At 62.9% G+C, this 18,939-nt stretch carries 23 protein-coding genes; 17 read left to right on the top strand and 6 right to left on the bottom strand.

Features of this window, described 5'->3' with window-relative positions; genetic code table 11:
- A complete protein-coding gene (locus AC1ROB_RS17205) occupies nt 1-951 on the bottom strand; it encodes an AraC-like ligand-binding domain-containing protein (protein ID WP_492969892.1) in 951 nt (316 codons plus the stop codon).
- A gap of 327 nt (nt 952-1,278) precedes the next feature.
- Between AC1ROB_RS17205 and AC1ROB_RS17200 the strand changes: the two genes are divergently transcribed.
- The 8 genes from AC1ROB_RS17200 to AC1ROB_RS17165 all read left to right on the top strand — a co-directional run bounded on the left by AC1ROB_RS17200 (nt 1,279) and on the right by AC1ROB_RS17165 (nt 8,635).
- Nucleotides 1,279-2,490 carry an amino acid ABC transporter substrate-binding protein gene (locus AC1ROB_RS17200; protein ID WP_492969893.1) on the top strand — a complete coding sequence of 404 codons (1,212 nt, stop codon included), beginning with the start codon at nt 1,279-1,281 and terminating at the stop codon, nt 2,488-2,490.
- A gap of 63 nt (nt 2,491-2,553) precedes the next feature.
- Entirely contained in the window at nt 2,554-3,426 is an 873-nt protein-coding gene (locus AC1ROB_RS17195; RefSeq protein WP_492969894.1) for a branched-chain amino acid ABC transporter permease, read from the top strand.
- Nucleotides 3,426-4,364, top strand: coding sequence for a branched-chain amino acid ABC transporter permease (locus AC1ROB_RS17190; RefSeq protein ID WP_492969895.1), 939 nt, complete (start codon nt 3,426-3,428; stop codon nt 4,362-4,364). Before AC1ROB_RS17195 ends, AC1ROB_RS17190 begins: the two co-directional genes overlap by 1 nt.
- The gene (locus tag AC1ROB_RS17185; RefSeq protein ID WP_492969896.1) at nt 4,361-5,098 is read left to right on the top strand and encodes an ABC transporter ATP-binding protein; all 738 of its coding nucleotides are present in this window, start codon (nt 4,361-4,363) and stop codon (nt 5,096-5,098) included. Before AC1ROB_RS17190 ends, AC1ROB_RS17185 begins: the two co-directional genes overlap by 4 nt.
- Complete coding sequence (locus tag AC1ROB_RS17180) at nt 5,091-5,813, top strand: ABC transporter ATP-binding protein (protein ID WP_492969897.1); 723 nt, start codon at nt 5,091-5,093, stop codon at nt 5,811-5,813. Before AC1ROB_RS17185 ends, AC1ROB_RS17180 begins: the two co-directional genes overlap by 8 nt.
- A gap of 31 nt (nt 5,814-5,844) precedes the next feature.
- A complete protein-coding gene (locus AC1ROB_RS17175; protein ID WP_492969898.1) occupies nt 5,845-7,296 on the top strand; it encodes an aldehyde dehydrogenase in 1,452 nt (483 codons plus the stop codon).
- A gap of 11 nt (nt 7,297-7,307) precedes the next feature.
- Complete coding sequence (locus AC1ROB_RS17170; RefSeq protein ID WP_492969899.1) at nt 7,308-8,072, top strand: SDR family NAD(P)-dependent oxidoreductase; 765 nt, start codon at nt 7,308-7,310, stop codon at nt 8,070-8,072.
- 29 nt (nt 8,073-8,101) lie between these two features.
- Nucleotides 8,102-8,635, top strand: coding sequence for a 2,4'-dihydroxyacetophenone dioxygenase family protein (locus tag AC1ROB_RS17165; protein ID WP_492969900.1), 534 nt, complete (start codon nt 8,102-8,104; stop codon nt 8,633-8,635).
- A 27-nt stretch (nt 8,636-8,662) separates the two neighbouring features.
- On the opposite strand, the gene AC1ROB_RS17160 is transcribed toward AC1ROB_RS17165, so the two are convergent.
- Nucleotides 8,663-9,628, bottom strand: coding sequence for a LysR family transcriptional regulator (locus AC1ROB_RS17160; RefSeq protein ID WP_492969901.1), 966 nt, complete (start codon nt 9,626-9,628; stop codon nt 8,663-8,665).
- Nucleotides 9,629-9,732: 104 nt separating this feature from the next.
- Here AC1ROB_RS17160 and leuC point away from each other — a divergent pair, with 104 nt between their 5' ends.
- The 5 genes from leuC to AC1ROB_RS17135 all read left to right on the top strand — a co-directional run bounded on the left by leuC (nt 9,733) and on the right by AC1ROB_RS17135 (nt 14,378).
- Nucleotides 9,733-11,160, top strand: coding sequence for a 3-isopropylmalate dehydratase large subunit (leuC, locus tag AC1ROB_RS17155; RefSeq protein WP_492969902.1), 1,428 nt, complete (start codon nt 9,733-9,735; stop codon nt 11,158-11,160).
- Nucleotides 11,161-11,162: 2 nt separating this feature from the next.
- Entirely contained in the window at nt 11,163-11,771 is a 609-nt protein-coding gene (gene leuD / locus AC1ROB_RS17150; protein WP_492969903.1) for a 3-isopropylmalate dehydratase small subunit, read from the top strand.
- Between the two features lie 80 nt (nt 11,772-11,851).
- Nucleotides 11,852-12,529, top strand: coding sequence for an isochorismatase family protein (locus AC1ROB_RS17145; RefSeq protein ID WP_492969904.1), 678 nt, complete (start codon nt 11,852-11,854; stop codon nt 12,527-12,529).
- An 11-nt stretch (nt 12,530-12,540) separates the two neighbouring features.
- Nucleotides 12,541-13,458 (top strand): polysaccharide deacetylase family protein, encoded by a 918-nt coding sequence (locus tag AC1ROB_RS17140; RefSeq protein ID WP_492969905.1) that lies wholly within the window; start codon nt 12,541-12,543, stop codon nt 13,456-13,458.
- A complete protein-coding gene (locus AC1ROB_RS17135) occupies nt 13,455-14,378 on the top strand; it encodes a polysaccharide deacetylase family protein (protein ID WP_492969906.1) in 924 nt (307 codons plus the stop codon). The genes AC1ROB_RS17140 and AC1ROB_RS17135 overlap by 4 nt, the downstream gene beginning before the upstream one ends.
- A gap of 168 nt (nt 14,379-14,546) precedes the next feature.
- On the opposite strand, the gene AC1ROB_RS17130 is transcribed toward AC1ROB_RS17135, so the two are convergent.
- Nucleotides 14,547-14,903, bottom strand: coding sequence for an AlpA family phage regulatory protein (locus AC1ROB_RS17130; protein WP_492969907.1), 357 nt, complete (start codon nt 14,901-14,903; stop codon nt 14,547-14,549).
- Nucleotides 14,904-15,871: 968 nt separating this feature from the next.
- Between AC1ROB_RS17130 and AC1ROB_RS17125 the strand changes: the two genes are divergently transcribed.
- From AC1ROB_RS17125 to AC1ROB_RS17110, 4 genes are read left to right on the top strand one after another with little or no spacing between them, the layout of a single operon-like run.
- A complete protein-coding gene (locus AC1ROB_RS17125) occupies nt 15,872-16,564 on the top strand; it encodes a hypothetical protein (RefSeq protein WP_492969908.1) in 693 nt (230 codons plus the stop codon).
- Nucleotides 16,561-16,800: a hypothetical protein gene (locus AC1ROB_RS17120; RefSeq protein ID WP_492969909.1), complete on the top strand. Its 240-nt coding sequence runs from the start codon at nt 16,561-16,563 to the stop codon at nt 16,798-16,800. The genes AC1ROB_RS17125 and AC1ROB_RS17120 overlap by 4 nt, the downstream gene beginning before the upstream one ends.
- Nucleotides 16,800-17,066 (top strand): hypothetical protein, encoded by a 267-nt coding sequence (locus AC1ROB_RS17115; protein ID WP_492969910.1) that lies wholly within the window; start codon nt 16,800-16,802, stop codon nt 17,064-17,066. Before AC1ROB_RS17120 ends, AC1ROB_RS17115 begins: the two co-directional genes overlap by 1 nt.
- Nucleotides 17,067-17,077: 11 nt before the next feature.
- A complete protein-coding gene (locus AC1ROB_RS17110; protein WP_492969911.1) occupies nt 17,078-17,620 on the top strand; it encodes a hypothetical protein in 543 nt (180 codons plus the stop codon).
- Nucleotides 17,621-17,660: 40 nt separating this feature from the next.
- On the opposite strand, the gene AC1ROB_RS17105 is transcribed toward AC1ROB_RS17110, so the two are convergent.
- The 3 genes from AC1ROB_RS17105 to AC1ROB_RS17095 are packed head-to-tail and all read right to left on the bottom strand — an operon-like array spanning nt 17,661 to nt 18,827.
- Nucleotides 17,661-18,245 (bottom strand): hypothetical protein, encoded by a 585-nt coding sequence (locus AC1ROB_RS17105; RefSeq protein WP_492969912.1) that lies wholly within the window; start codon nt 18,243-18,245, stop codon nt 17,661-17,663.
- A complete protein-coding gene (locus AC1ROB_RS17100) occupies nt 18,245-18,451 on the bottom strand; it encodes a hypothetical protein (RefSeq protein ID WP_492969913.1) in 207 nt (68 codons plus the stop codon). Before AC1ROB_RS17100 ends, AC1ROB_RS17105 begins: the two co-directional genes overlap by 1 nt.
- Complete coding sequence (locus AC1ROB_RS17095; protein ID WP_492969914.1) at nt 18,360-18,827, bottom strand: hypothetical protein; 468 nt, start codon at nt 18,825-18,827, stop codon at nt 18,360-18,362. Before AC1ROB_RS17095 ends, AC1ROB_RS17100 begins: the two co-directional genes overlap by 92 nt.
- Nucleotides 18,828-18,939 lie beyond the last annotated feature (112 nt).

Below are 18,939 nucleotides of genomic sequence, written 5' to 3'. Positions count from 1 at the left end.
TCAGATCATCGTCCGGTAGGCGCGCGGCGCCACGCCGAAGCGGTCGCGGAAGCTGCGGCTGAAATGCGTGGACGAATTGAAGCCCCAGGCAAAGGCAATGTCGGTGATCGAGCGATGCCGCAGCGCGCCGTTGGACAGGTCCTGGCGCACGCGTTCCAGCCGGCTGTTCCAGATATAGCTGTTCAGGGTTTCGTCTTCGCGGGCAAAGAGCTTGTGCAGGTTGCGCTTGCTGCAGCCCACGGCCTCGGCGATGCGTTCGATCGACAGCATCGGGTCCTGCAGGTTGGCGGCGACAAAGGCTTTCACCCGGTCGCGGGTGGTTTCCTGCAGCGCTTCTTCAGTGGGCCGGCCTTGCCGGTCCAGCATGGTGAGCCGCACGAGGTTCGACATCGTGTCGGCGAATTCCCAGCCGTTATTCGGTCCGGTGAGGGTGGGCAGTTCGGCAAAGGCCGAGGACAGCAGGTCGAAGACCAGGCGGCTGACGCCGCTGCGGCCGGAAAAGCGCTGAACCGACATCTCATCAAGATTGACGCCCACGCGGGTCAGGCGGTCCCGTGGCAGCAGCAGGGCCAGCTGGTTGATCGGTTCGGGGTTCGACACGATATAGGTCTTGGTCGTGTCATACATGCTCCACTCGCCGGGCGTCAGCACCAGCTTGCGGCCATTCTGCTCAAAGCGGCCGGCGCCTTCGATCTGGGCGACAATCTTTACGTAGCCGCGGTCATCATGGCGGATCAGGTTCGGCGTACGGACCACGCGATGGCGGCCGGCGACGATGCGGCACAGCTTCATGCCGCCGATATCGCCGAGTTCCAGTCGCCCGTCGAACGTCTGATCGCCAAAAGTATCGGATTGCAGGTGGCCGATATGCCGCCCGACGAAATCGCCCCACAGCGCCAGCCTGTCGGCCGGCGCGACCTGCGATGTGGAAACCACCGCGATGGCGCTCACTGTCCTCCCCTTCGTTGGACTTCCAACTTTCTGCCAGTTTAACCCTGAAGGCCGTGCGGCGTTAAGACGGAAAGCACGCGGATCGCAATAATCGCATGATCCGTTGATTCATTTGGGTGATCGGCAGTTTGCTGCATCGCAGCACGGAGCGTGGGCACCAGAGGCGGTTCACTCTGGGATAAAATCAGGTTCCTTCTCAGGCAAGATATGCGCCGGGGCCGCGCGTAGTCTCGCGGCACGGTCGGCATGCTGGTGTTCAGCATGACGGCACGACAGGTGACCGGGTGTCTGCCGCTGGCGACGCCGGACATCGCTAGGGAGGAATAAATGACCAAAAACAAAATCCGCCTGCTGGCGGCGACGATGGCTGTTGGCCTGCTCGGCGCGGTTTTCCAGCCGGCGCTTGCGCAGGACAAGATCAAGATCGGTTATGCGATTTCCAAGACCGGCCCGAATGCCGGCGGTGCGAATATCACGCAGATTCCGAACTATCAGCTCTGGGTCAAGGAACTGAATGACAAGGGCGGCCTGATGGTCGGCGGCAAGCGCGTGCCGGTGGAAGTGATCGAATACGACGATCGCTCCAATTCCGAAGAAGCCGTGCGCGCAGTCGAACGCCTGATCACCCAGGACAAGGTGGATCTGCTGTTGCCGCCCTGGGGTACCGGCCTGAACCTGGCGGTCGGCCCAGTCTTCAACAAATACGGCTATCCGCAGTTGACCTTCAGCGCCGTCACCGATCGCGCCGTCGAACTGGCCAAGCGCTGGCCGAACAGCTTCTGGTTCCTCGGCACCAGCGTGCAGTATATCGACGCCCTGGTCGAACTGCTGGCCAAGCAGCAGAAGGATGGCAAAATCAACAGCAACATCGCCATGCTGAGCGTGGCCGATGGTTTCGGCATCGACCTGTCGAAGGCGGCTCGTGACGGCTTCACCAAGGCCGGCTTCAAACTGGTGGTCGACAAGAGCTATCCGGTCGGCACCCAGGACATGTCGCCGCTGATCAGCGAAGCCCAGCGCTCGGGGGCCGATACCTTCATCGCCTTCAGCTATCCGCCGGATACGGTGGCGCTGAACGACCAGGCCAAGGTCGCCAGCTATGCGCCGAAGGTGATGTTCACCGGCGTGGGTACGGCTTTCCCGCTGTTCCCGCAGCGCTTTGGCGCCAATGCCGAAGGCATCATGACGCTGGGTGGCTGGGATCCGAAGAACCAGGGCACCATGGAGTATCGCAAGAAGCATGTCGCCATGCATAACCGCGATCCGGACTACTGGGGCAGCCAGCTCGGCTATGTGTCGCTGCAGATGCTGGAGCAGGCAGTCGAACGCGTCGGCAAGATCGACCGTGAGGCGATCATCAAGGAACTGCAGACCGGCACCTTCGACACCGTGCTGGGCAAGTTCAAGCTGGTCGACAACATGCCGCCGAAGGGGACTTTTGCCTATATAGGCCAGTGGCAGAACGGCGTCTTCACCGGCGTGGCGCCGGCGGGCCCGGGCACCAGCCCGATGGTCATGCCGAAAGCACCCTGGAAGTGATCTGAGCGGGCGCGGCGGTTCATGCCGCCGCGCCTGATTTTCTGCGTTTAAAGGTTACAGTCCATGTTTGTTGAGGCCCTGCTGACGGGTATTACGCTCGGCGGCATGTATGCGCTGGTGGCCATGGGGCTGACGCTCCAGTACGGCGTCGCGCGCATCATGAATCTGTCTTACGGCGAAATCCTGGTCGCCGCATCCTTTGCCGTCTTCTGGCTGTTCACGGCGGCCGGCCTCAATCCTCTACTCGGCCTGTTCATCATTGTGCCGCTGGCGCTGGGCGTCAGTTGGCTGATCTACCGTATCCTGCTGGTGCCGCTGGTGCGTCGGGCCAAGACCCGCGATGCGCTGGAGGTCGACAGTATCCTCGCCACCTTCGGCCTGCTGTTCGTGGTGCAGGGCGTCATGCTCGTACTCTTCGGCGGTGCCTATTACAGCTATTCCTTCCTGGCCATTCCAGTGAATGTCTTCGGCGTCACCATTGCCGCCAACCGTCTGCTGGCACTCGGCTTTGCTGCCGTGATCGGCCTCGCGCTCTATCTGGCGATGACCCGCACCCGGGCCGGTACGGCCCTGCGGGCCGTGGCGGTCGATCCGGTGGCCGCCCAGCTGGTTGCCATCGATGTCCGCATGGCTGCTGCCATCGCCTTTGCTGTGGGCGGTGCCCTGGTGGCGGCTGGTGGTGTGCTGGTTTCGATGTTCCTGACCTTCAATGCCAATATCGGCGTGGTCTTCACCATGAAAGCGCTGATCATCGTCATCATGGGTGGAGTAGGGAATATGCTGGGCGCATTGGTCGCCGGCCTGATCCTTGGTCTCACTGAAACTTTCGTCGCCACCTGGATCGATCCGGGACTGACGCTCGCCGCCACCTACGCGATCTTCCTGCTCGTCCTGCTGGTGCGCCCGCAGGGCCTGTTCGGCCGGAGCAACCGGTGATGCAGTCGCTGTCCGTCCGCATCATCGGGGCGATTGCCGTCATCGCTCTGCTGGCCTGCGTGCCGCTGGTGGCCGATGGCTACCGGCTGTCCCTGGCCATCAGCATTCTGAACTACACGGTGCTGGCCACCGCCTGGGCGCTGTTCTCGGGCCCCACACGCTATGTCTCGCTGGCCACGGTCGCCTTCTTCGGCATCGGGGCCTATACCGTGGCGGTTCTGGGCGAAGTTCTGGCCTGGCCGCTGGTGCTGCTGATCGCCCTGGCCATTGGTGTCTTGCTGGCCCTGGCCGTTGGTTTCGCCACGCTGCGGCTGTCCGGTGTCTATTTTGTCATCTTCACCTTCGGCCTAGCCGAACTGGTGCGCCAGCTGGTGACCTGGTTCGAGGTCAACAAGACCCGCACGCTTGGCCGCTATGTCTTTGTCGACATCACCACCAACCAGATTTATTGGCAGCTTCTGGCCCTGGCGGGGCTGGTTTTCCTGGCTGGAATCCTGATCCGGCGGTCGCGGCTGGGGCTTGCCCTGCGCGTGATCGGTGACGACGAAATGGTCGCCCGTCATGTCGGCATCAACACCACGATGGCGAAAGTCTCGCTCTTCGTGCTCAGCGCCGCGTTCATGACGCTGGCGGGGGCGGTGATGGCGCCGCGCTGGACCTATATCGATCCGGCCATCGCCTTCAATCCGGTGACGTCTTTCCAAGTGCTGATCATGGCGCTGCTGGGTGGTGTGCACCGGCTGTATGGCCCGCTGTTGGGTGTCATTCCGCTCAGCCTGCTGTTCGAATTCCTGCTGGCCAACTTCCCGAATCATTTCAGCATCCTGATCGGTCTGGCCTTCATGCTGATCGTCTATGCGATCCCGAACGGCATTGCCGGCCTGCTGGAACAGGGGCGAGCCGGCATCCGCGGTTTCGGCAGGGGGAAGCGGCCATGACGCATCCCATTCCGCTGCTGGCCGTGCAGGGTCTGACCCGGCGCTTCGGCGGCCTGGTTGCCGTCGACAATGTCGATCTCACCGTCGGGCCGGGCGAGATTGTCGGCCTGCTGGGGCCGAATGGCTCTGGCAAGACCACCGTGCTGAATCTGATTTCCGGTGCCCTCAAGCCTGATGACGGCAGTGTTACGCTGCACGGCCATGCCATTCAGGGCTTGGCGCCATACAAGATTGCCCGACGAGGCGTGGCGCGCACCTTCCAGCTGGTCCGCGTGCTGGGTTCGATGACCTGCCGCGAGAATGTGCTGGCCGGGCTGGCCTTCGGCACGCGCAGCGCCTGGGGCACCGAGGCCGCGCGGAGCGCTGACAGCCTGCTGGAACGCGTGGGCCTGAACGGTCGTGGCAACACCATGGTTTCGGAACTGACCTATATCGACCAGAAGCGGCTGGAGCTGGCGCGCGCTCTGGCCTTACAGCCCAAACTGCTGTTGCTCGACGAGTGGCTCGCCGGCCTCAACCCCACGGAACTGCTGCAGGGCATAGAACTGGTTCGCGCGTTGCGTGGCGACGGTATCGCCATCCTGATGGTCGAACATGTCATGGATGCGATCCGCTCGCTCTGCGACCGTTGCGTGGTCATGAATACCGGCCGCAAGATCGCCGAAGGGACGGCGGCCGGCGTGCTGGCCGAGCCCGAAGTCATCCGTGCCTATCTGGGGGACAGCGATGCTTGAGGTCGCCGATCTGTCCGTCTCCTATGGCAAGCATCGTGCCGTCGACAATGTCGCGCTCAGCGTCGCGACCTCCGAGATCGTCGTTATCCTGGGCGCCAATGGCAGTGGCAAGACCTCGCTGCTGAAGGCGATCGCCGCGATCCAGCCCGCTGCGCCGGGCGCCCGCGTCATGCTATCGGGTCGCGACCTGACCAGATTACCGGCCCATGACATCGTCGAGGCCGGCCTGGCGCTGGTGCCCGAAGGCCGGGGCATTTTCGGCGATCTGACCGTGCGCGAGAATCTCATGCTGGGTGCCTATGCCCGGCGCGCCCGGGCGGGTGAGGCGGCCAATCTGGAGCGCGTGCTGATGCTGTTTCCGCGTCTGGCCGAGCGTATGACGCAGGCGGCGCGGACCATGAGCGGCGGCGAACAGCAGATGGTGGCGATTGGCCGGGCCCTGATGTCGGCGCCCGATATTCTGTTGCTGGACGAGCCTTCGCTCGGTCTTTCTCCGCTGATGTGCGGCGAGTTGTTCAGCGCGCTGACCCGCATCCAGCAGGCCGGAATCGGTGTGCTGCTGGTCGAGCAGAATGCCAAACGCAGTTTGGCCATCGCTGATCGCGGCTACCTGATCGAGAACGGCCGCATTGTCGGCCAGGGCAGTGCGACGGCACTGCAGAACGATCCCGCAGTGCAGAACGCCTATCTGGGGGCTGCGCGGGCGGTTCCCTGATTGTACGCTTTTACGAAACGGAGATTGCAGCATGTTCCAGATCGATCTGCTGATTGACGGCAAGACAGTTCCAGCCGCCAAGGGGCGCACCTTCGAACGGCATAATCCTCTGAACGGCAGTGTGGCCAGCCGGGCCGCCGCCGCCGATGTTGCGGATGCGATTGCGGCTGCCGATGCCGCAGCAAAAGCCTTTCCGGCCTGGTCCGCGCTGGGGCCGAATGCGCGGCGCAGCCTGCTGCTGAAGGCCGCCGATGCGCTGGTGGCGCGGACGCCCGACTTCATCGCCTGCATGGCGGCCGAAATCGGCGCCACCGGGGGCTGGGCCGGGTTCAACGTGCATCTGGCGGCCGGCATGCTGCGCGAGGCCGCCGCCATGACCACCCAGATTGGCGGCGAAGTCATTCCGTCTGACAAGCCGGGCTGCATCGCGATGGCGACGCGGCAGGCGGCCGGTGTTGTACTCGGCATCGCGCCGTGGAATGCACCGGTGATCCTCGGTACGCGCGCCCTGGCCCTGCCACTGGCCTGCGGCAATACCGTCGTGCTGAAAGCGTCAGAAATCTGCCCGGGCACGCATCGCCTGATCGCCGAATGCCTGGTCGATGCCGGATTCCCGGCCGGCGTGATCAATGTGGTGACCAATGCGCCGGCCGATGCCGGCGCGATTGTCGAGGCGCTGATCGCTCATCCGGCGGTGCGTCGCGTCAATTTCACCGGCTCGACCAAGGTGGGCCGTATCATCGCCCAGACGGCGGCGCGCTACCTCAAGCCGGTGCTGCTGGAGTTGGGCGGCAAGGCGCCGATGCTGGTGCTCGACGATGCCGATCTCGACGAGGCGGTGAAGGCAGCCGCCTTCGGGGCCTTTATGAACCAGGGCCAGATCTGCATGTCGACCGAACGCCTGGTGGTCGATGAGAAGATTGCCGATGATTTTGTGGCCAAGTTCGCTGCCAAAGCCGCCACCCTGGTCGCCGGCGATCCACATAAGGGCAATACGCCGCTCGGCGCTGTAGTAAGCGTCGAAGCGGTGAAGCGCGTACAGGACCTGATCGCCGATGCCACGGCGAAAGGCGCCCGTATGGTGGCCGGTGGCCGCGCCGAAGGCGCGATCATGGATGCTGCCGTGCTGGATCACGTGACGCCCGACATGAGCATCTATCACGAGGAATCCTTCGGCCCGGTGGTCTGTGTGGTGCGCACCAGGGGCGACGACGCGGCTATCCAGGTTGCCAATGATACCGAATACGGCCTTGCCGCGGCTGTCTTCAGCCGCGACGTTGCCCGGGCGATGGGCGTGGCCAGGCGCATTCAAAGCGGTATCTGCCATGTCAACGGCCCCACCGTGCATGACGAGGCGCAGATGCCGTTCGGCGGCATGAAGGCCTCCGGCTATGGTCGCTTTGGTGGCAAGGCCGGGGTGGAGGAATTCACCGATCTGCGCTGGATCACCATCGAGACCCAGCCCGGCCATTATCCGATCTGAGGCCGGCAGCCATGGGCATGATGGACGGCAAGATCTGTATCGTAACCGGTGCGGCCGGCAGCATTGGCCTGGCCAGTGCAAAGGATTTTCTACGTGAAGGCGCCCGCGTCATGCTGGTCGACCGCGAGGCGGCGGCGCTGGACAAGGCGGTGGCTGCTCTGGGCGCGCCGGCGGATCGTGTGGCGACCTGTGCGGCCGATGTGGCTGACAGCGCAGCGACGCAGGGGTATATCGGCGCGACCGTGCAGCGCTGGGGGAAAATCGACGTGCTGTTCAGCAATGCCGGAATCAGCGGCGTGATCAGGCCGGTGACGGATTATCCGGAAGATGTGTTCGATGCGGTAATGGCCGTGAACGTACGGGCCTCGTTTCTGGCCTGCAAATACGGCTTGCCGCAGATGAATGACGGCGGCAGTATCCTGATCACCGCCAGCGTGGTCGGCGTGACCAGCGATCCCGGCATCTGTGCCTATGCCACATCCAAACATGCGGTGATCGGCTTGATGCGCACGGTGGCCAAGGAGGCCGCACCGCGCCGCATCCGGTGCAACGTGATTGCGCCGGGGCCGATTGACAACGGCTTCCAGCTCGATATCGAGAAGGGCATCACCGCAGCGACTGGTCGCGACGGCACCAAGCTGCTGGACAGCATCATTCCGCTTGGCCGCCACGGGCAGGCTGAAGAGATTGCTCGCGCCGTGATGTTCCTCGCCTCCGACCAGAGCAGCTTCACCACCGGCAGCGTGCTGATGGCGGATGGCGGAATGCATATCTGAATTTCAACCCCGCAAGACAGGATTGCCCCATGCCCGAACTTGCCACTACCGAATTCTGGAAAGACCTCAAGCCGATCGCCAAGGTGTTTCAACCCGATGCGTTGCCCGAGGTCTATACAAAGAACGCCCCGACCGATGACGAGCGCCTCTATGTGCCCTTCACCGATACCGTGTCGTCCCGGCCGCTATGGATTTCGCCATCGCAGAACAAGTGGTGCGACATCCTGATGGCGAAAAGCGCCGGCCTGGTGAACCGGCATTACCACCCGCATGAGGTCTTTGCCTATACGATCTCGGGCAAATGGGGCTACCTGGAGCATGACTGGACGGCGACGGCGGGCGATTTTGTCTACGAGACGCCGGGCGAGGGCCATACGCTGGTGGCCTATGAACACAAGGATCCGATGAAGGTTTTCTTCACCGTGACCGGACCGCTGATCTGGCTGGACGAGAACGGCGGCTCTGTCGGCCATTTCGATGTGCACGACTATATCGCGCTCTGTCGTGACCACTACGAAAAGGTGGGGATCGGTGCGGCCTTCGTGGACACACTGTTCCGCTGAGCGTCGCGGCGAAGACTAACGCCGGGACTAGTCGTGCTGACCGGAAACGCTGCGCAGGATAGCGTCGGCCGGCTGAATTTTGACATTGGGGTTGTCGTCAATCTCGGCCAGTGTCTGCATCATGAAGCGGATGAGCTCGATAGCCGCAGGGGTCAGGCTGCGCCCGCGACGCTTCACGATGTAAAGTTCGCGCTCGATCTTGGGGCGGGTGAGGGGGCGGAATACCAGGGTCTTTGAGACGATCGGGCGGGCGACCAGTTCGGGGATTGTCGCGATTCCCATGCCGTTCTCGATCAGCGCGCCGAGCGCGAAGATGCTGCTGACCTCGCAGACCGGCGGTTCGAGCTGGGCTGAAACGCTCTTGTGCTGGTCCATGATCTCGCGCGAGGAGGCGCCCTGCGCCATGCTGACCAGCGGTTGCTTGCGCAGATCGGCCCAGGAGAGCGGACCGGCGATCTTCATCAGCGGGTGCTTTGCCGGGCAGACGACGCCGAAGCGGTCTTCCAGCAGGGCATGCGATTCCAGCGACTGCACCGGCTTCCAGACATGGGCGATGCCGAAGTCGATTTCTTCCTCCAGCACGCGACGGGCCAGATTTTCCGGGGTGTTGAGCAGCTTGATGTGGATGCCGGGATATTTCCGAGTCAGCGCCGCCACCGTCGGCGCCAGGATGCAGCACAGGAAGGAAGCCGACGCTGCCACCACCACAGTGCCCTTCTGCCGCTCGGCGATGGCGCTGAGATCCTGCAGGGCGCGCGACAGGTTATCCAGCAGCCGCTCTGCTGTCGGCAGGAAGGCGTTGGCGTGGGTGGTGAGCTGCACCGAGCGCGTCGAGCGGTCAAACAGCTTCAGCCGGATTTCCTGCTCCAGCTGCCGCACCGCGATGGTCAGCGCCGACTGCGACAGGCCCAGCTGGCTCGCCGCCCGGGTGAAGTTCTTCTCGCGGGCGACGGTGATAAAGGCGCGGAGCTGTTTGATCGTGATATTTTTCATAAATAAACCTCATCAATACATTACAATAATATAATTGTTATATTTCAATCTGTGTACTAGCGTTTTGCCGGACGCCCATTTTGCTTCGAGGGAAATGCAGGATCATGGCAGGCCGGGACCCGCAGCCGGACGCAGCGCCGCGCACCCTGTTCGACAAGATCTGGGCGAGGCATGTCATCCATGAGCAGGAGGGCGGGCCATCGCTGCTGTATGTCGATCGCCATATCGTCCATGACGGTTCGTTCCACGCCTTCGAGATGCTGCGGAACAAGCAGCTGAGCGTATTGCGGCCACGCCAGACCTTCGCCACCCCGGACCATTACGTCTCGACCCGGGGTGCCGCCTCACCGATCCAGCCAACGCCGGAAGTTGCCCGCATGCTCGGGATTTTCGAGCAGAACATGAAGGACAGCGGCGTCCGGACTTTCCCGCTGGGTGACCCGCGGCAGGGTATCGTGCATGTCGTGGGGCCGGAGCAGGGCATCACCCTGCCAGGCCTGCTGCTGGTCTGCGGCGACAGCCATACCTCCACCCATGGCGGCCTGGGGGCCTTTTCCTTCGGTATCGGCCAGTCGGAAAATGCCCATGTGCTGGCGACCCAGACGCTCTGGCAGCAGCGACCGCAGCGCATGCGCATCACCATAGACGGTGCGCTGGCGCCGTGGATTGCCTCCAAGGACCTGATCCTGGCCATCATCGGCAAGATCGGCACCGCCGGCGCCGTCGGCTATGTCGTCGAATATGCGGGCTCGGCCATCCGCGGCCTGTCGGTTGAGCAGCGGCTGACGGTCTGCAACATGTCGATCGAGGCGGGCGCACGCGCTGGCATGATCGCACCCGACGATACCGTCTATGACTACCTGCATGGCCGGCCCTACAGCCCATCCGAGGCCCTGTGGGATCATGCGGTCGATTACTGGCGCACGCTGCCGACCGATGATGGCGCGGTGTTCGACCGCGAGGTCACGCTGGATGCGGCCTCGATCGCGCCGATGGTGACCTGGGGCACCACGCCCGAAGACGTACTGCCGATCGATGGCATTGTTCCTGATCCTGCTGCCGAAACCGATACGGCCCGGCGCGACCATATCAGGACGAGCCTCGACTATATGGGCCTGACGCCAGGAGAGAGATTGACGGATATCCCGATCGATGTGGTTTTCATTGGTTCCTGTACCAATGGCCGCATCGAGGATCTGCGCAGCGCGGCTCACATCCTGAAGGGCAGCAATGTCACCGTGCCGATGATCGTGGTGCCCGGCTCGGGTCTGGTGAAGGCACAGGCCGAGGCGGAGGGGCTGGACCAGGTCTTTCGCAATGCCGGCGCCGAATGGCGCGAACCGGGCTGTTCCATGTGCGTGGGCATGAATGGCGATACCGTCGGCAAGGGCAAGCGCAGCGCTTCCACGTCCAATCGTAACTTCGCCGGCCGCCAGGGCGTGGGCGCGCGTACGCATCTGGTCAGCCCCGCCATGGCCGCCGCTGCCGCAATCACCGGCAAGCTGACCGATATCCGCCGGTTGGGGAAATAGGCATGGACCCGTTCACAAAGCTCACGGCTGTTGCCGTTCCCTATGACCAGGACAATGTCGACACCGATCAGATCATCCCGGCACGGTTCCTGAAATATCCGCGATCCGGAGGCTACGGCCAGTTCCTGTTCCATGACCTGCGTTTCAGCGAGTCGGGCGAACAGAAGCCCGATTTCGTACTGAATCAGCCCGCTTACGCAGCGGGCCGGATCATGATCGGGGGCAGCAATTTCGGCAGCGGCTCCTCGCGCGAGGGCGCGGTCTACGCCCTTTACGATTATGGCTTTCGCGCGGTGATTGCGCCCAGTTTTGGCCAGATCTTCCACAATAACTGCTTCAAGAACGGCGTTCTGCCGGTCCGCCTGCCGGTTCCGGTGGTGCGAGAGATCATGCAGCATGTGGAGCAGACGCCCGACGGCAGTCTGACGGTCGACCTTGAGCGGAATACCATCGCGCTGTCCGATAGCCGCGAGATCGCCTTCAAGGTCGACGCCTTCTGGCGTGAAGCGCTGCTGAAGGGTGTGGATGAAATCGGCCTGACCAAGAGCTATGCCGAGAAGATCGCGACTTTCGAAGCACAATACTTTTTGGATTTTTCGTGGATCAAGTAAACGGGATTCTATCTTCGCCGTGCCTGTGAAGATAGCTTATCCGACATTGGCCGCAGTTGCTGAAGCATTTGGAGAGACACATGGAAACATCGAACAAGACGGCGCGCGAACTCTTCGAAGCGGCCAAAGCCAATCCGACCCGCCGCCGTTTCGGTTTCGGTCGCAAGCCCGCATTGATCAATGTCGACCTGCAGAATGCCTATACCCGCGTTGGTGAATTCGCGACAGCCTACGAGACCGATCCGCGTCAGATCGAGCATGTGAACAGCCTGGCGCGTCTGTTTCGCGAGAAGGGTTGCCCCGTTGTCTGGACCTACGTGGCCTATATGGAATCGGGCGAAGACTGCGGCATCTGGGGCACCAGAACCAACACGCCGGATTCGCTGCAGAATATCAAGGTCGACTCGCGCCGCTCGCAATTCGACGAGCGCTGCGAGATCGATCATGTGCGCGACATCATCGTGAACAAGCGCATGGCCTCGGCTTTCTTCGAGACCAACCTGGGTTCGCTGTTCACCTTCCATAAGGTGGATACCGTGGTAGTGACCGGGGGGTCGACCTCGGGCTGTGTCCGCGCCACCGTCGTGGACAGCCTGTCGCGCAGCTTCCGCACCGTAGTGCCGGAGGAATGCGTATCCGACAAACATGAGAGTCCGCATTTCGCCAACCTGTATGACATGTCGATCAAGTATGCGGATGTCATTCCGGTCGCCGAGGCCCTCGCCTTCATGCAGCAGTACAAGCCCGACGAGAAATAAGGCGCACCGCCATGCTCCGCGATCCCGGTCTCTATGACTATCTGCCCTACAGCGAGACGCGCCCGAAAATACGCTGGCCCAATGGCGCCCGCGTGGCCTTCTGGGTGGCGCCGAATATCGAGTTCTATGAAATCGATCCGCCGGTGAATCCGTCGCGGTCCGCCTGGGGGCGGCCGAAACCGGATGTCTCCGGCTATTCCTATCGCGACTACGGCAACCGCAGCGGCTTCTGGCGCATGCTGGAGGCGATGACCAAGCACAATATCCGTGGCAGCGTTTCGCTGAACGTGGCGATGTGCCAGCACTGCCCCGAGATCATCGAGGAATGCTCGAAAGCCGGCTGGGAATTCTACAGCCACGGCACCTACAACACGCGCTACCTGATGAATATGAGCGAGGAGCAGGAGCGGGCGGTCATCCAGGACTCGATCGACACGATCCGCACCTACACGAACCAGAAACTCGATGGCTGGCTGGCGCCGGCGCTGACCTATACCGACCGCACGATGGAACTGGTGGCGGAAATGGGCCTCAGCTACGTCTGCGACCTGTTTCATGACGATCAGCCCTGCCCGCTGAAGGTCCGGAACGGCAAGCTGATCGCTCTGCCGTATTCGCTCGAGATGAACGATGTGATTGCCTACAACGTCAACCTGGTGAGTCCGCGTCACTATGGTGAAATCATCAAGGCCCAGTTCGACCGGCTGTATCAGGAGGGTGAGCAGTCGGGCACCGTGATGTGCATCCCGCTGCATCCTTACCTGGTCGGCTGGCCGTACCGGATCAAGGCTTTCGAGGAAGCGCTGGCCTATATCGCTGGCCATGACAAGGTGTGGTTCGCCACCGGCCGCGAGATCGCGCAGCATTTCATCGCAAACCACTACGACGACTTTGCCCGAGCTTCGCAGCCGGTGGGAGACGCGCCATGACCCTGCCGCCGGATTACCTCAAATACGAAAATCGCCGCTATGGCATGGACCACGACCGCTACGACTGGTCGATCCTGCCGCGACGCAAGCCGGTGGAATGGCCGGGCGGGGCCAGGGTGGCGCTGTTCATCCTGCCGGCGCTGGAATGGTTTCCGCTGAACATGTCGAACAAGCCCTTCGCGCCTCCTGGCGCGATGGCGACGGCTTATCCGGACCTGCGCCACTATACGCTGCGCGACTACGGCAACCGCGTCGGCATTTACCGGCTGATGCAGGTGCTGGACCAGCGCAAGCTGAAAGCCACCGCCGCGATCAACGCGGCTGTAGCCGTACGCTATCCCCCGCTGGTCAAGGATATTCTGAAGCGGGACTGGGAAATCATCGCTCATGGTGTGGATATGGACCATCTGCATCATGGCGGCCTAGACCCGGCTGTAGAGGCCGGTCATGTCGACGCGGCGCTGAAGGTGATCGGCGAGGCGACGGGCAAGGCATCGCGCGGCTGGCTGTCGCCGGCCAAGTCCGAATCCTTTGCTACCCCCGATCTGCTGAGCGCCCGCAAGGTCGAGTATGTCTGCGACTGGGACAATGATGACATGCCCTATGCCATGAAGACGGCGTCGGGGCCGCTTTACTGCATGCCGCATTCCCCGGACGTGGATGATTTCAGTATTCTGATCAAGAACCACCACACCGAACGGGAATTCACCGAGCAGGTGATCGACCAGTTCGACGTCCTCTACGAGGAGGCGGTAAAGCAGGGTGGGCGCATCATGTCGATCGCCCTGCGCCCCTGGGTGATCGGCCAGCCATATCGCATCGCCGCCCTCGAAGCGGCACTGGACCACATCCTGAAACATAAAGGCGTGTGGGCGGCGACCGGTTCGGAAATCCTCGACGTCTGGAAAGCGCAGCAGTGATGCACGACGGGATCTGAGCCATGGACTTTACTGTCCCCTAGGCTCAGACCCTGATCCTGGAGACGGTCGACCGCTTCATGGCACGGAATTTTCTGCCGTCTGACAAATCTGCGGGATGAGATGGCGGAGAGGGTGACCGTAGAACGGATTAGGTTAAGTACTTGATATTTATGCGGCTGCCTGCCGCTCCGCTGCGTTGATACCCCCAGCCGTACCCCCATTATTTTTTACTTCATGCGGCATCTTCCGCTTGGGGGTATCGGACCCGACGCGCGGCAGGCTGCGCATATAGGCCATCACCTCGGACAGCCACCAGCCTACGGCGTGCTCGCCCAGATTGACAGCCTGCGGGAAGGGCAGAGGGGCGCCGGGAGCCTGCAGGGCGGGGCGGGGATCGTTGGCCATCTTGCGGTAGATGCTGGACCGGCCGAAGCTGGTAATGCGCATCAACTCCGGCAGCCGAATGATGCGGTCCACCTCATCGTCCTGGTCGGCCACGGCGGCTTTGTCGGTCTGCTGCTGCACTTCTAAGTCCCCATCATAGTATGCCGGCCTTCCACCAGCTGGGGCAGCTTTCGGCCGCCTCTGGATGGCCTCGGCGCGGGTGACGGTGGGTTACCGCGCTCTGCCATCCATCTCATTGCCCGCCGCGCGCGTTACCAAACGACAGCCGGCGGCGAGCCGGGTATTCACGCCCTGGCCGGGGTGCGGCCTCTGCTAGCTGGGTATCTAATCCAGCCACCGCACCCCTGAACCTTCTAGGCGGGATTTCTGGGAGCCTCGCGAGCCGTACCAGCCATACCGCAGGGCCGGGCCGGCCCTCACACTCGAAACTGAAAAACGCCTATGTACACATCGTTGATTAGGTGACGCGCTCACTACGCGGACTTCAGCATGACGGCCTCCCCTGTTCGGTTGGAACATCAGCGCCGCCAGCCTGCAGCGACCGCCGGAGAAAGTCAACGGCACAATTCACCTGTTGACGGCCGATGAGCCGCTGGGCCATAGTCAGCCCCGCGGCATGCTTCCGGGCCTGTTGCATGCCCTTCTCGGGCGTTTCCTCCCTAACTAGGGGTTCGGTACAAATCGGTGCCGGACCCCTGTTTTTTTCAGCATCCATGCGCTATAAACGCGCTGCCACGGTGTTCTAGACGCCGCGGCCGGGCGGTGATCCTTCGGGCACTTCCCATTGGTCGCAGGGACCCCATCCCCAAGACCACGAAAGGCCGGGCCTCGCGCTCGGCCTTTTTTCTTTCATCAACAGGTGAGAAATACCGTTGACAGGTACTATGTACCGGAATATGGATTGACACACCGGCGCGATGGGGCGCAGGCGCGAAGATGGGGAAACGAGATGACGAAGCCAGATAAAGTGAAGCTGCTTACCAAGGCCATCTTGGAAGAATGCGCCAACCTGCATATCGAGGCCGATAAAGCCACTGCGAAAAGGTTGGCTGAAATCTGCGTTATGATTTGGTCGCGGAAGGCCTGAGATGGCCACCACTCCCCGTGTTCTCATCGGCTGCGAATATAGCGGCGTGGTGCGCGACGCCTTCTTGGCCCGCGGCTTTGACGCATGGTCCTGCGACCTGCTTCCCAGCGAAACCCGCAGCAACCGCCACATCACCGGCGACGTGCGAACCATCCTGAATGACGGTTGGGACCTGCTGGTGGTGATGCACCCACCGTGCACGCGGCTGTGCCGATCTGGTCGGCGGTGGCTTTCTGGCAAAGGAGATATGACCCCGCCAAAGCAGCTGCCGCGCGGCCGTACATGGCAGAGCATGAAGGATGAATTCTATGACGGGTTAGACCTGTTCACAGCTTGCTGGCGGGCGCCAGTCGATCTGGTGGCAGTCGAAAACCCTGAAATGCATGACATTGCGCGCAGGCGCATGCCGGCCGATCTGCCAAAGCCGCACCTGGTGCATCCGTTTTGGTTCGGCCACCCAGAATACAAGACGACGGGTTGGTACCTGCGCGGCCTTCCGCAGCTGGTTGAAACCAACCGACTGCCGGAGCCGGTGCGCGGTAGCGACGAATGGAAGGCCTGGAACAAGGTCTGGCGCATGTCTCCCGGCAGCGATCGTGGAAAAGAACGCAGCCGATTTTTCCCGGCGATGGCAGAGGCCATGGCGCAACAGTGGGGTGACTATGCGCTGACCGAGCGGCGGGTTGCAGCATGACCGTGCCCACGCGCGACGAAGTAAAATCCGCCATCGGCGTCACCATCGGTCATGGCGGCGCCCTGGTGCGCACGGGCAGCGGCGGGTGGCGGTGCGGTCACTGCGGCCTGCCTTTCGCTGACGCGGACGATGACTTGGTGGCCGCCATGCTGGCCACCGGTAGCGCGGTGGCGGTCGGCCGCCTCCCCAGCGGCAAGCCCCATCACATCGAAATCGTCCAGGGAGGCCGGGCCTGATGCGCGCAATCACGCTGGCTGATGTGGTGCTGAATGGCCCCACGCTGGAAGACTACCAAGCCTTCCTCACCTTTGAATACGGCAAGCACCTTGCCACGAACAATCCGCGGGCCGCTGCGGATGCCGGCCGGCGCCATGCAGCGATCATGGCGCAGCTGTTCGGCGGCCTCACCCACGAATATGCCGACGCGGCCGTGGCCGCTTGGCGACGCCACAGCGGGGCGGCGACCAGCCCGGCAACCACCTCTCTTTCCAAAGTTGCATAGGAGCATCAGACGTGAGCGAAGCACCCTCTATCACCCAGACCGAGGCCGAACCGGCCGCCATCATGCAGCCGGCCGACCCGGCGCCGGCAGAGGGCGGCTGGAAGGCCCCGGAGTTTCAGGCCTGGAAAGACCGCATGGGCATCAAGACCAATGCGGAAGCCGCAGCCACGCTGCACGCCAGCGAGGAAAGTACCAAAGCATGGTCGAACGTGAACCGGAACCGCACCGTTCCGCCCTACATCGTGCTGCTGTGCGAGATGTTGGAACAGCAGAAAGAACAGGCTTCCCGCCGTCACGAGCCGGAACAGCCGCCGCCGGCGCCGCGCGTGGTGGTGCAGCACCCCGCCACGCCGCTGCCAGAGCCTGGTGAGCCCGTTCCGGTGTGGCAGGCGGCCGAGGTGCTGGCGGAGCGCTACACCAACCTGGTGCGCGTCAGGCGGCCCATCAGCGGCATGATGCTGAATGTGCCGGATATCACCGACGATATCCGCACGGCCATGGCCCAGTCCGGCCTGGTGTTCTCTGTCGCAAAAGGAAAAGACCCGGCCGTTTAAGCCGGGTCTGTACTGGTCGCCGCGCGGTGCCCCCGCGCGGCTATGCCACCGTCAGCAAGGCAATTGCAGCGCCGCCGCGCACCGCGCCGCTGACCAACTCCCCCAAGGAAGTATAGCCATCCACCGGCCCGAATACCGGGCCATCGGGGCCAGGGCGACCGCCCCAGCCAGGCACACGGCTGCCCGCGTAGTAGACCAGCGCGATGACGGGGCCGGTGGCCAGGTACAGCCACGCGGCCGAGCCGGCGCCGGCGACCGCCAGCAGGATGGCCACCGGCACGGCCATGGCGGTATAGAGCATCGCCATGCCGCTGAAATCGTACCCGGTAGTGCCGATGCCGCGGGGCCAAGGGAGCAGCTGCAGCAGGTGCCGCATCCATTCATCATCCACCTTGGGGCCGTTGCCCATATCCTGGTAACAGCCATGGCCGGGCGTCCAGATGAGCGCTGCCGACATGGCGACGGCCAGACAGGCTGGCAGACCCATCAGCCAGCATGCGGCGCCGGCGAGCGCGAAACCCACCGCCACGGCCGACCAGCGCGGGACAGAAAGCCAGCCGCCAAGAACGCGGCGCCAGACGGCCCAGACGACGGCGGCGGAGAGGATCAGCAGAGCGGACAGCATTATTCCCCCACCACGGTCACAACCTCACGCAGAGCCGCCAGCTTGCCGGCCAGTTCATCTGCGTGCAGGTCCAGGGTCAGAACATACAGCGCCACATCGCGCTGCGTGGCGCCGTCACCGGGCGGCAGCGGCTTCGCCGGCGCGTCCAGCATGCTGGCCGGAACCGGTTGGCGCTCCACCGCGATCTGTGGCGGGGCGGTGTACATCTCCGCGCAGCCCGTCAAGAGCACGGCGGAGCACAGGGGCAACAGGGCCATCATCAACTTGCGGCGCATTCATCACCTCACTTTTTCGGGTTTCGGTCTTGGCGGCCCTTTGCAACTGCTTTGCGGTTTCGCGCCGCTCGGCCGAAAGGGCGCGGCCGATATCGGTCTTGTAATTTTCGTGGGTCAACACCGCCATACGCGCGGCCTTGGCCGCATCGTCGCGCTGGATGGTCAGGCTTTCCGCCTCGGCCTGTAGCGCGCGAATGTAGAGGTAGCCACCTCCAATCACGCCGGCGATGAGAAGGCCACCAATGATGATTGGCAGCGCGCCACCACCGGTGAACATGCCGACTGCAGCAGAGAAGAATTTACGCATTATTGACCCTCTCGCATGATGACAGCGAAACCTGCACAGCACAGAAACCCGGACAGCCATGGCACGCCGGAACCGGACAGGCCGGCCAGGACCCAGAGCGTTATTGCTGTCC

This window comes from Ferrovibrio sp. GW821-FHT12F09, assembly GCF_058806775.1.
This window is presented reverse-complemented; position numbering and strand designations above follow the sequence as displayed.

What these genes read in the sequence shown, in the direction of transcription:
- AC1ROB_RS17095 (WP_492969914.1), bottom strand. Translation starts at nt 18,827, where the DNA reads ATGCGTAAATTCTTCTCTGCTGCAGTCGGCATGTTCACCGGTGGTGGC.
- AC1ROB_RS17135 (WP_492969906.1), top strand. Translation starts at nt 13,455, where the DNA reads ATGACCCTGCCGCCGGATTACCTCAAATACGAAAATCGCCGCTATGGC.
- AC1ROB_RS17170 (WP_492969899.1), top strand. Translation starts at nt 7,308, where the DNA reads ATGGGCATGATGGACGGCAAGATCTGTATCGTAACCGGTGCGGCCGGC.
- AC1ROB_RS17200 (WP_492969893.1), top strand. Translation starts at nt 1,279, where the DNA reads ATGACCAAAAACAAAATCCGCCTGCTGGCGGCGACGATGGCTGTTGGC.
- leuC (WP_492969902.1), top strand. Translation starts at nt 9,733, where the DNA reads ATGGCAGGCCGGGACCCGCAGCCGGACGCAGCGCCGCGCACCCTGTTC.
- AC1ROB_RS17190 (WP_492969895.1), top strand. Translation starts at nt 3,426, where the DNA reads ATGCAGTCGCTGTCCGTCCGCATCATCGGGGCGATTGCCGTCATCGCT.
- AC1ROB_RS17195 (WP_492969894.1), top strand. Translation starts at nt 2,554, where the DNA reads ATGTTTGTTGAGGCCCTGCTGACGGGTATTACGCTCGGCGGCATGTAT.
- AC1ROB_RS17165 (WP_492969900.1), top strand. Translation starts at nt 8,102, where the DNA reads ATGCCCGAACTTGCCACTACCGAATTCTGGAAAGACCTCAAGCCGATC.
- AC1ROB_RS17125 (WP_492969908.1), top strand. Translation starts at nt 15,872, where the DNA reads ATGGCCACCACTCCCCGTGTTCTCATCGGCTGCGAATATAGCGGCGTG.
- AC1ROB_RS17180 (WP_492969897.1), top strand. Translation starts at nt 5,091, where the DNA reads ATGCTTGAGGTCGCCGATCTGTCCGTCTCCTATGGCAAGCATCGTGCC.
- AC1ROB_RS17120 (WP_492969909.1), top strand. Translation starts at nt 16,561, where the DNA reads ATGACCGTGCCCACGCGCGACGAAGTAAAATCCGCCATCGGCGTCACC.
- AC1ROB_RS17105 (WP_492969912.1), bottom strand. Translation starts at nt 18,245, where the DNA reads ATGCTGTCCGCTCTGCTGATCCTCTCCGCCGCCGTCGTCTGGGCCGTC.
- AC1ROB_RS17140 (WP_492969905.1), top strand. Translation starts at nt 12,541, where the DNA reads ATGCTCCGCGATCCCGGTCTCTATGACTATCTGCCCTACAGCGAGACG.
- AC1ROB_RS17115 (WP_492969910.1), top strand. Translation starts at nt 16,800, where the DNA reads ATGCGCGCAATCACGCTGGCTGATGTGGTGCTGAATGGCCCCACGCTG.
- leuD (WP_492969903.1), top strand. Translation starts at nt 11,163, where the DNA reads ATGGACCCGTTCACAAAGCTCACGGCTGTTGCCGTTCCCTATGACCAG.
- AC1ROB_RS17185 (WP_492969896.1), top strand. Translation starts at nt 4,361, where the DNA reads ATGACGCATCCCATTCCGCTGCTGGCCGTGCAGGGTCTGACCCGGCGC.
- AC1ROB_RS17175 (WP_492969898.1), top strand. Translation starts at nt 5,845, where the DNA reads ATGTTCCAGATCGATCTGCTGATTGACGGCAAGACAGTTCCAGCCGCC.
- AC1ROB_RS17145 (WP_492969904.1), top strand. Translation starts at nt 11,852, where the DNA reads ATGGAAACATCGAACAAGACGGCGCGCGAACTCTTCGAAGCGGCCAAA.
- AC1ROB_RS17160 (WP_492969901.1), bottom strand. Translation starts at nt 9,628, where the DNA reads ATGAAAAATATCACGATCAAACAGCTCCGCGCCTTTATCACCGTCGCC.
- AC1ROB_RS17100 (WP_492969913.1), bottom strand. Translation starts at nt 18,451, where the DNA reads ATGTACACCGCCCCGCCACAGATCGCGGTGGAGCGCCAACCGGTTCCG.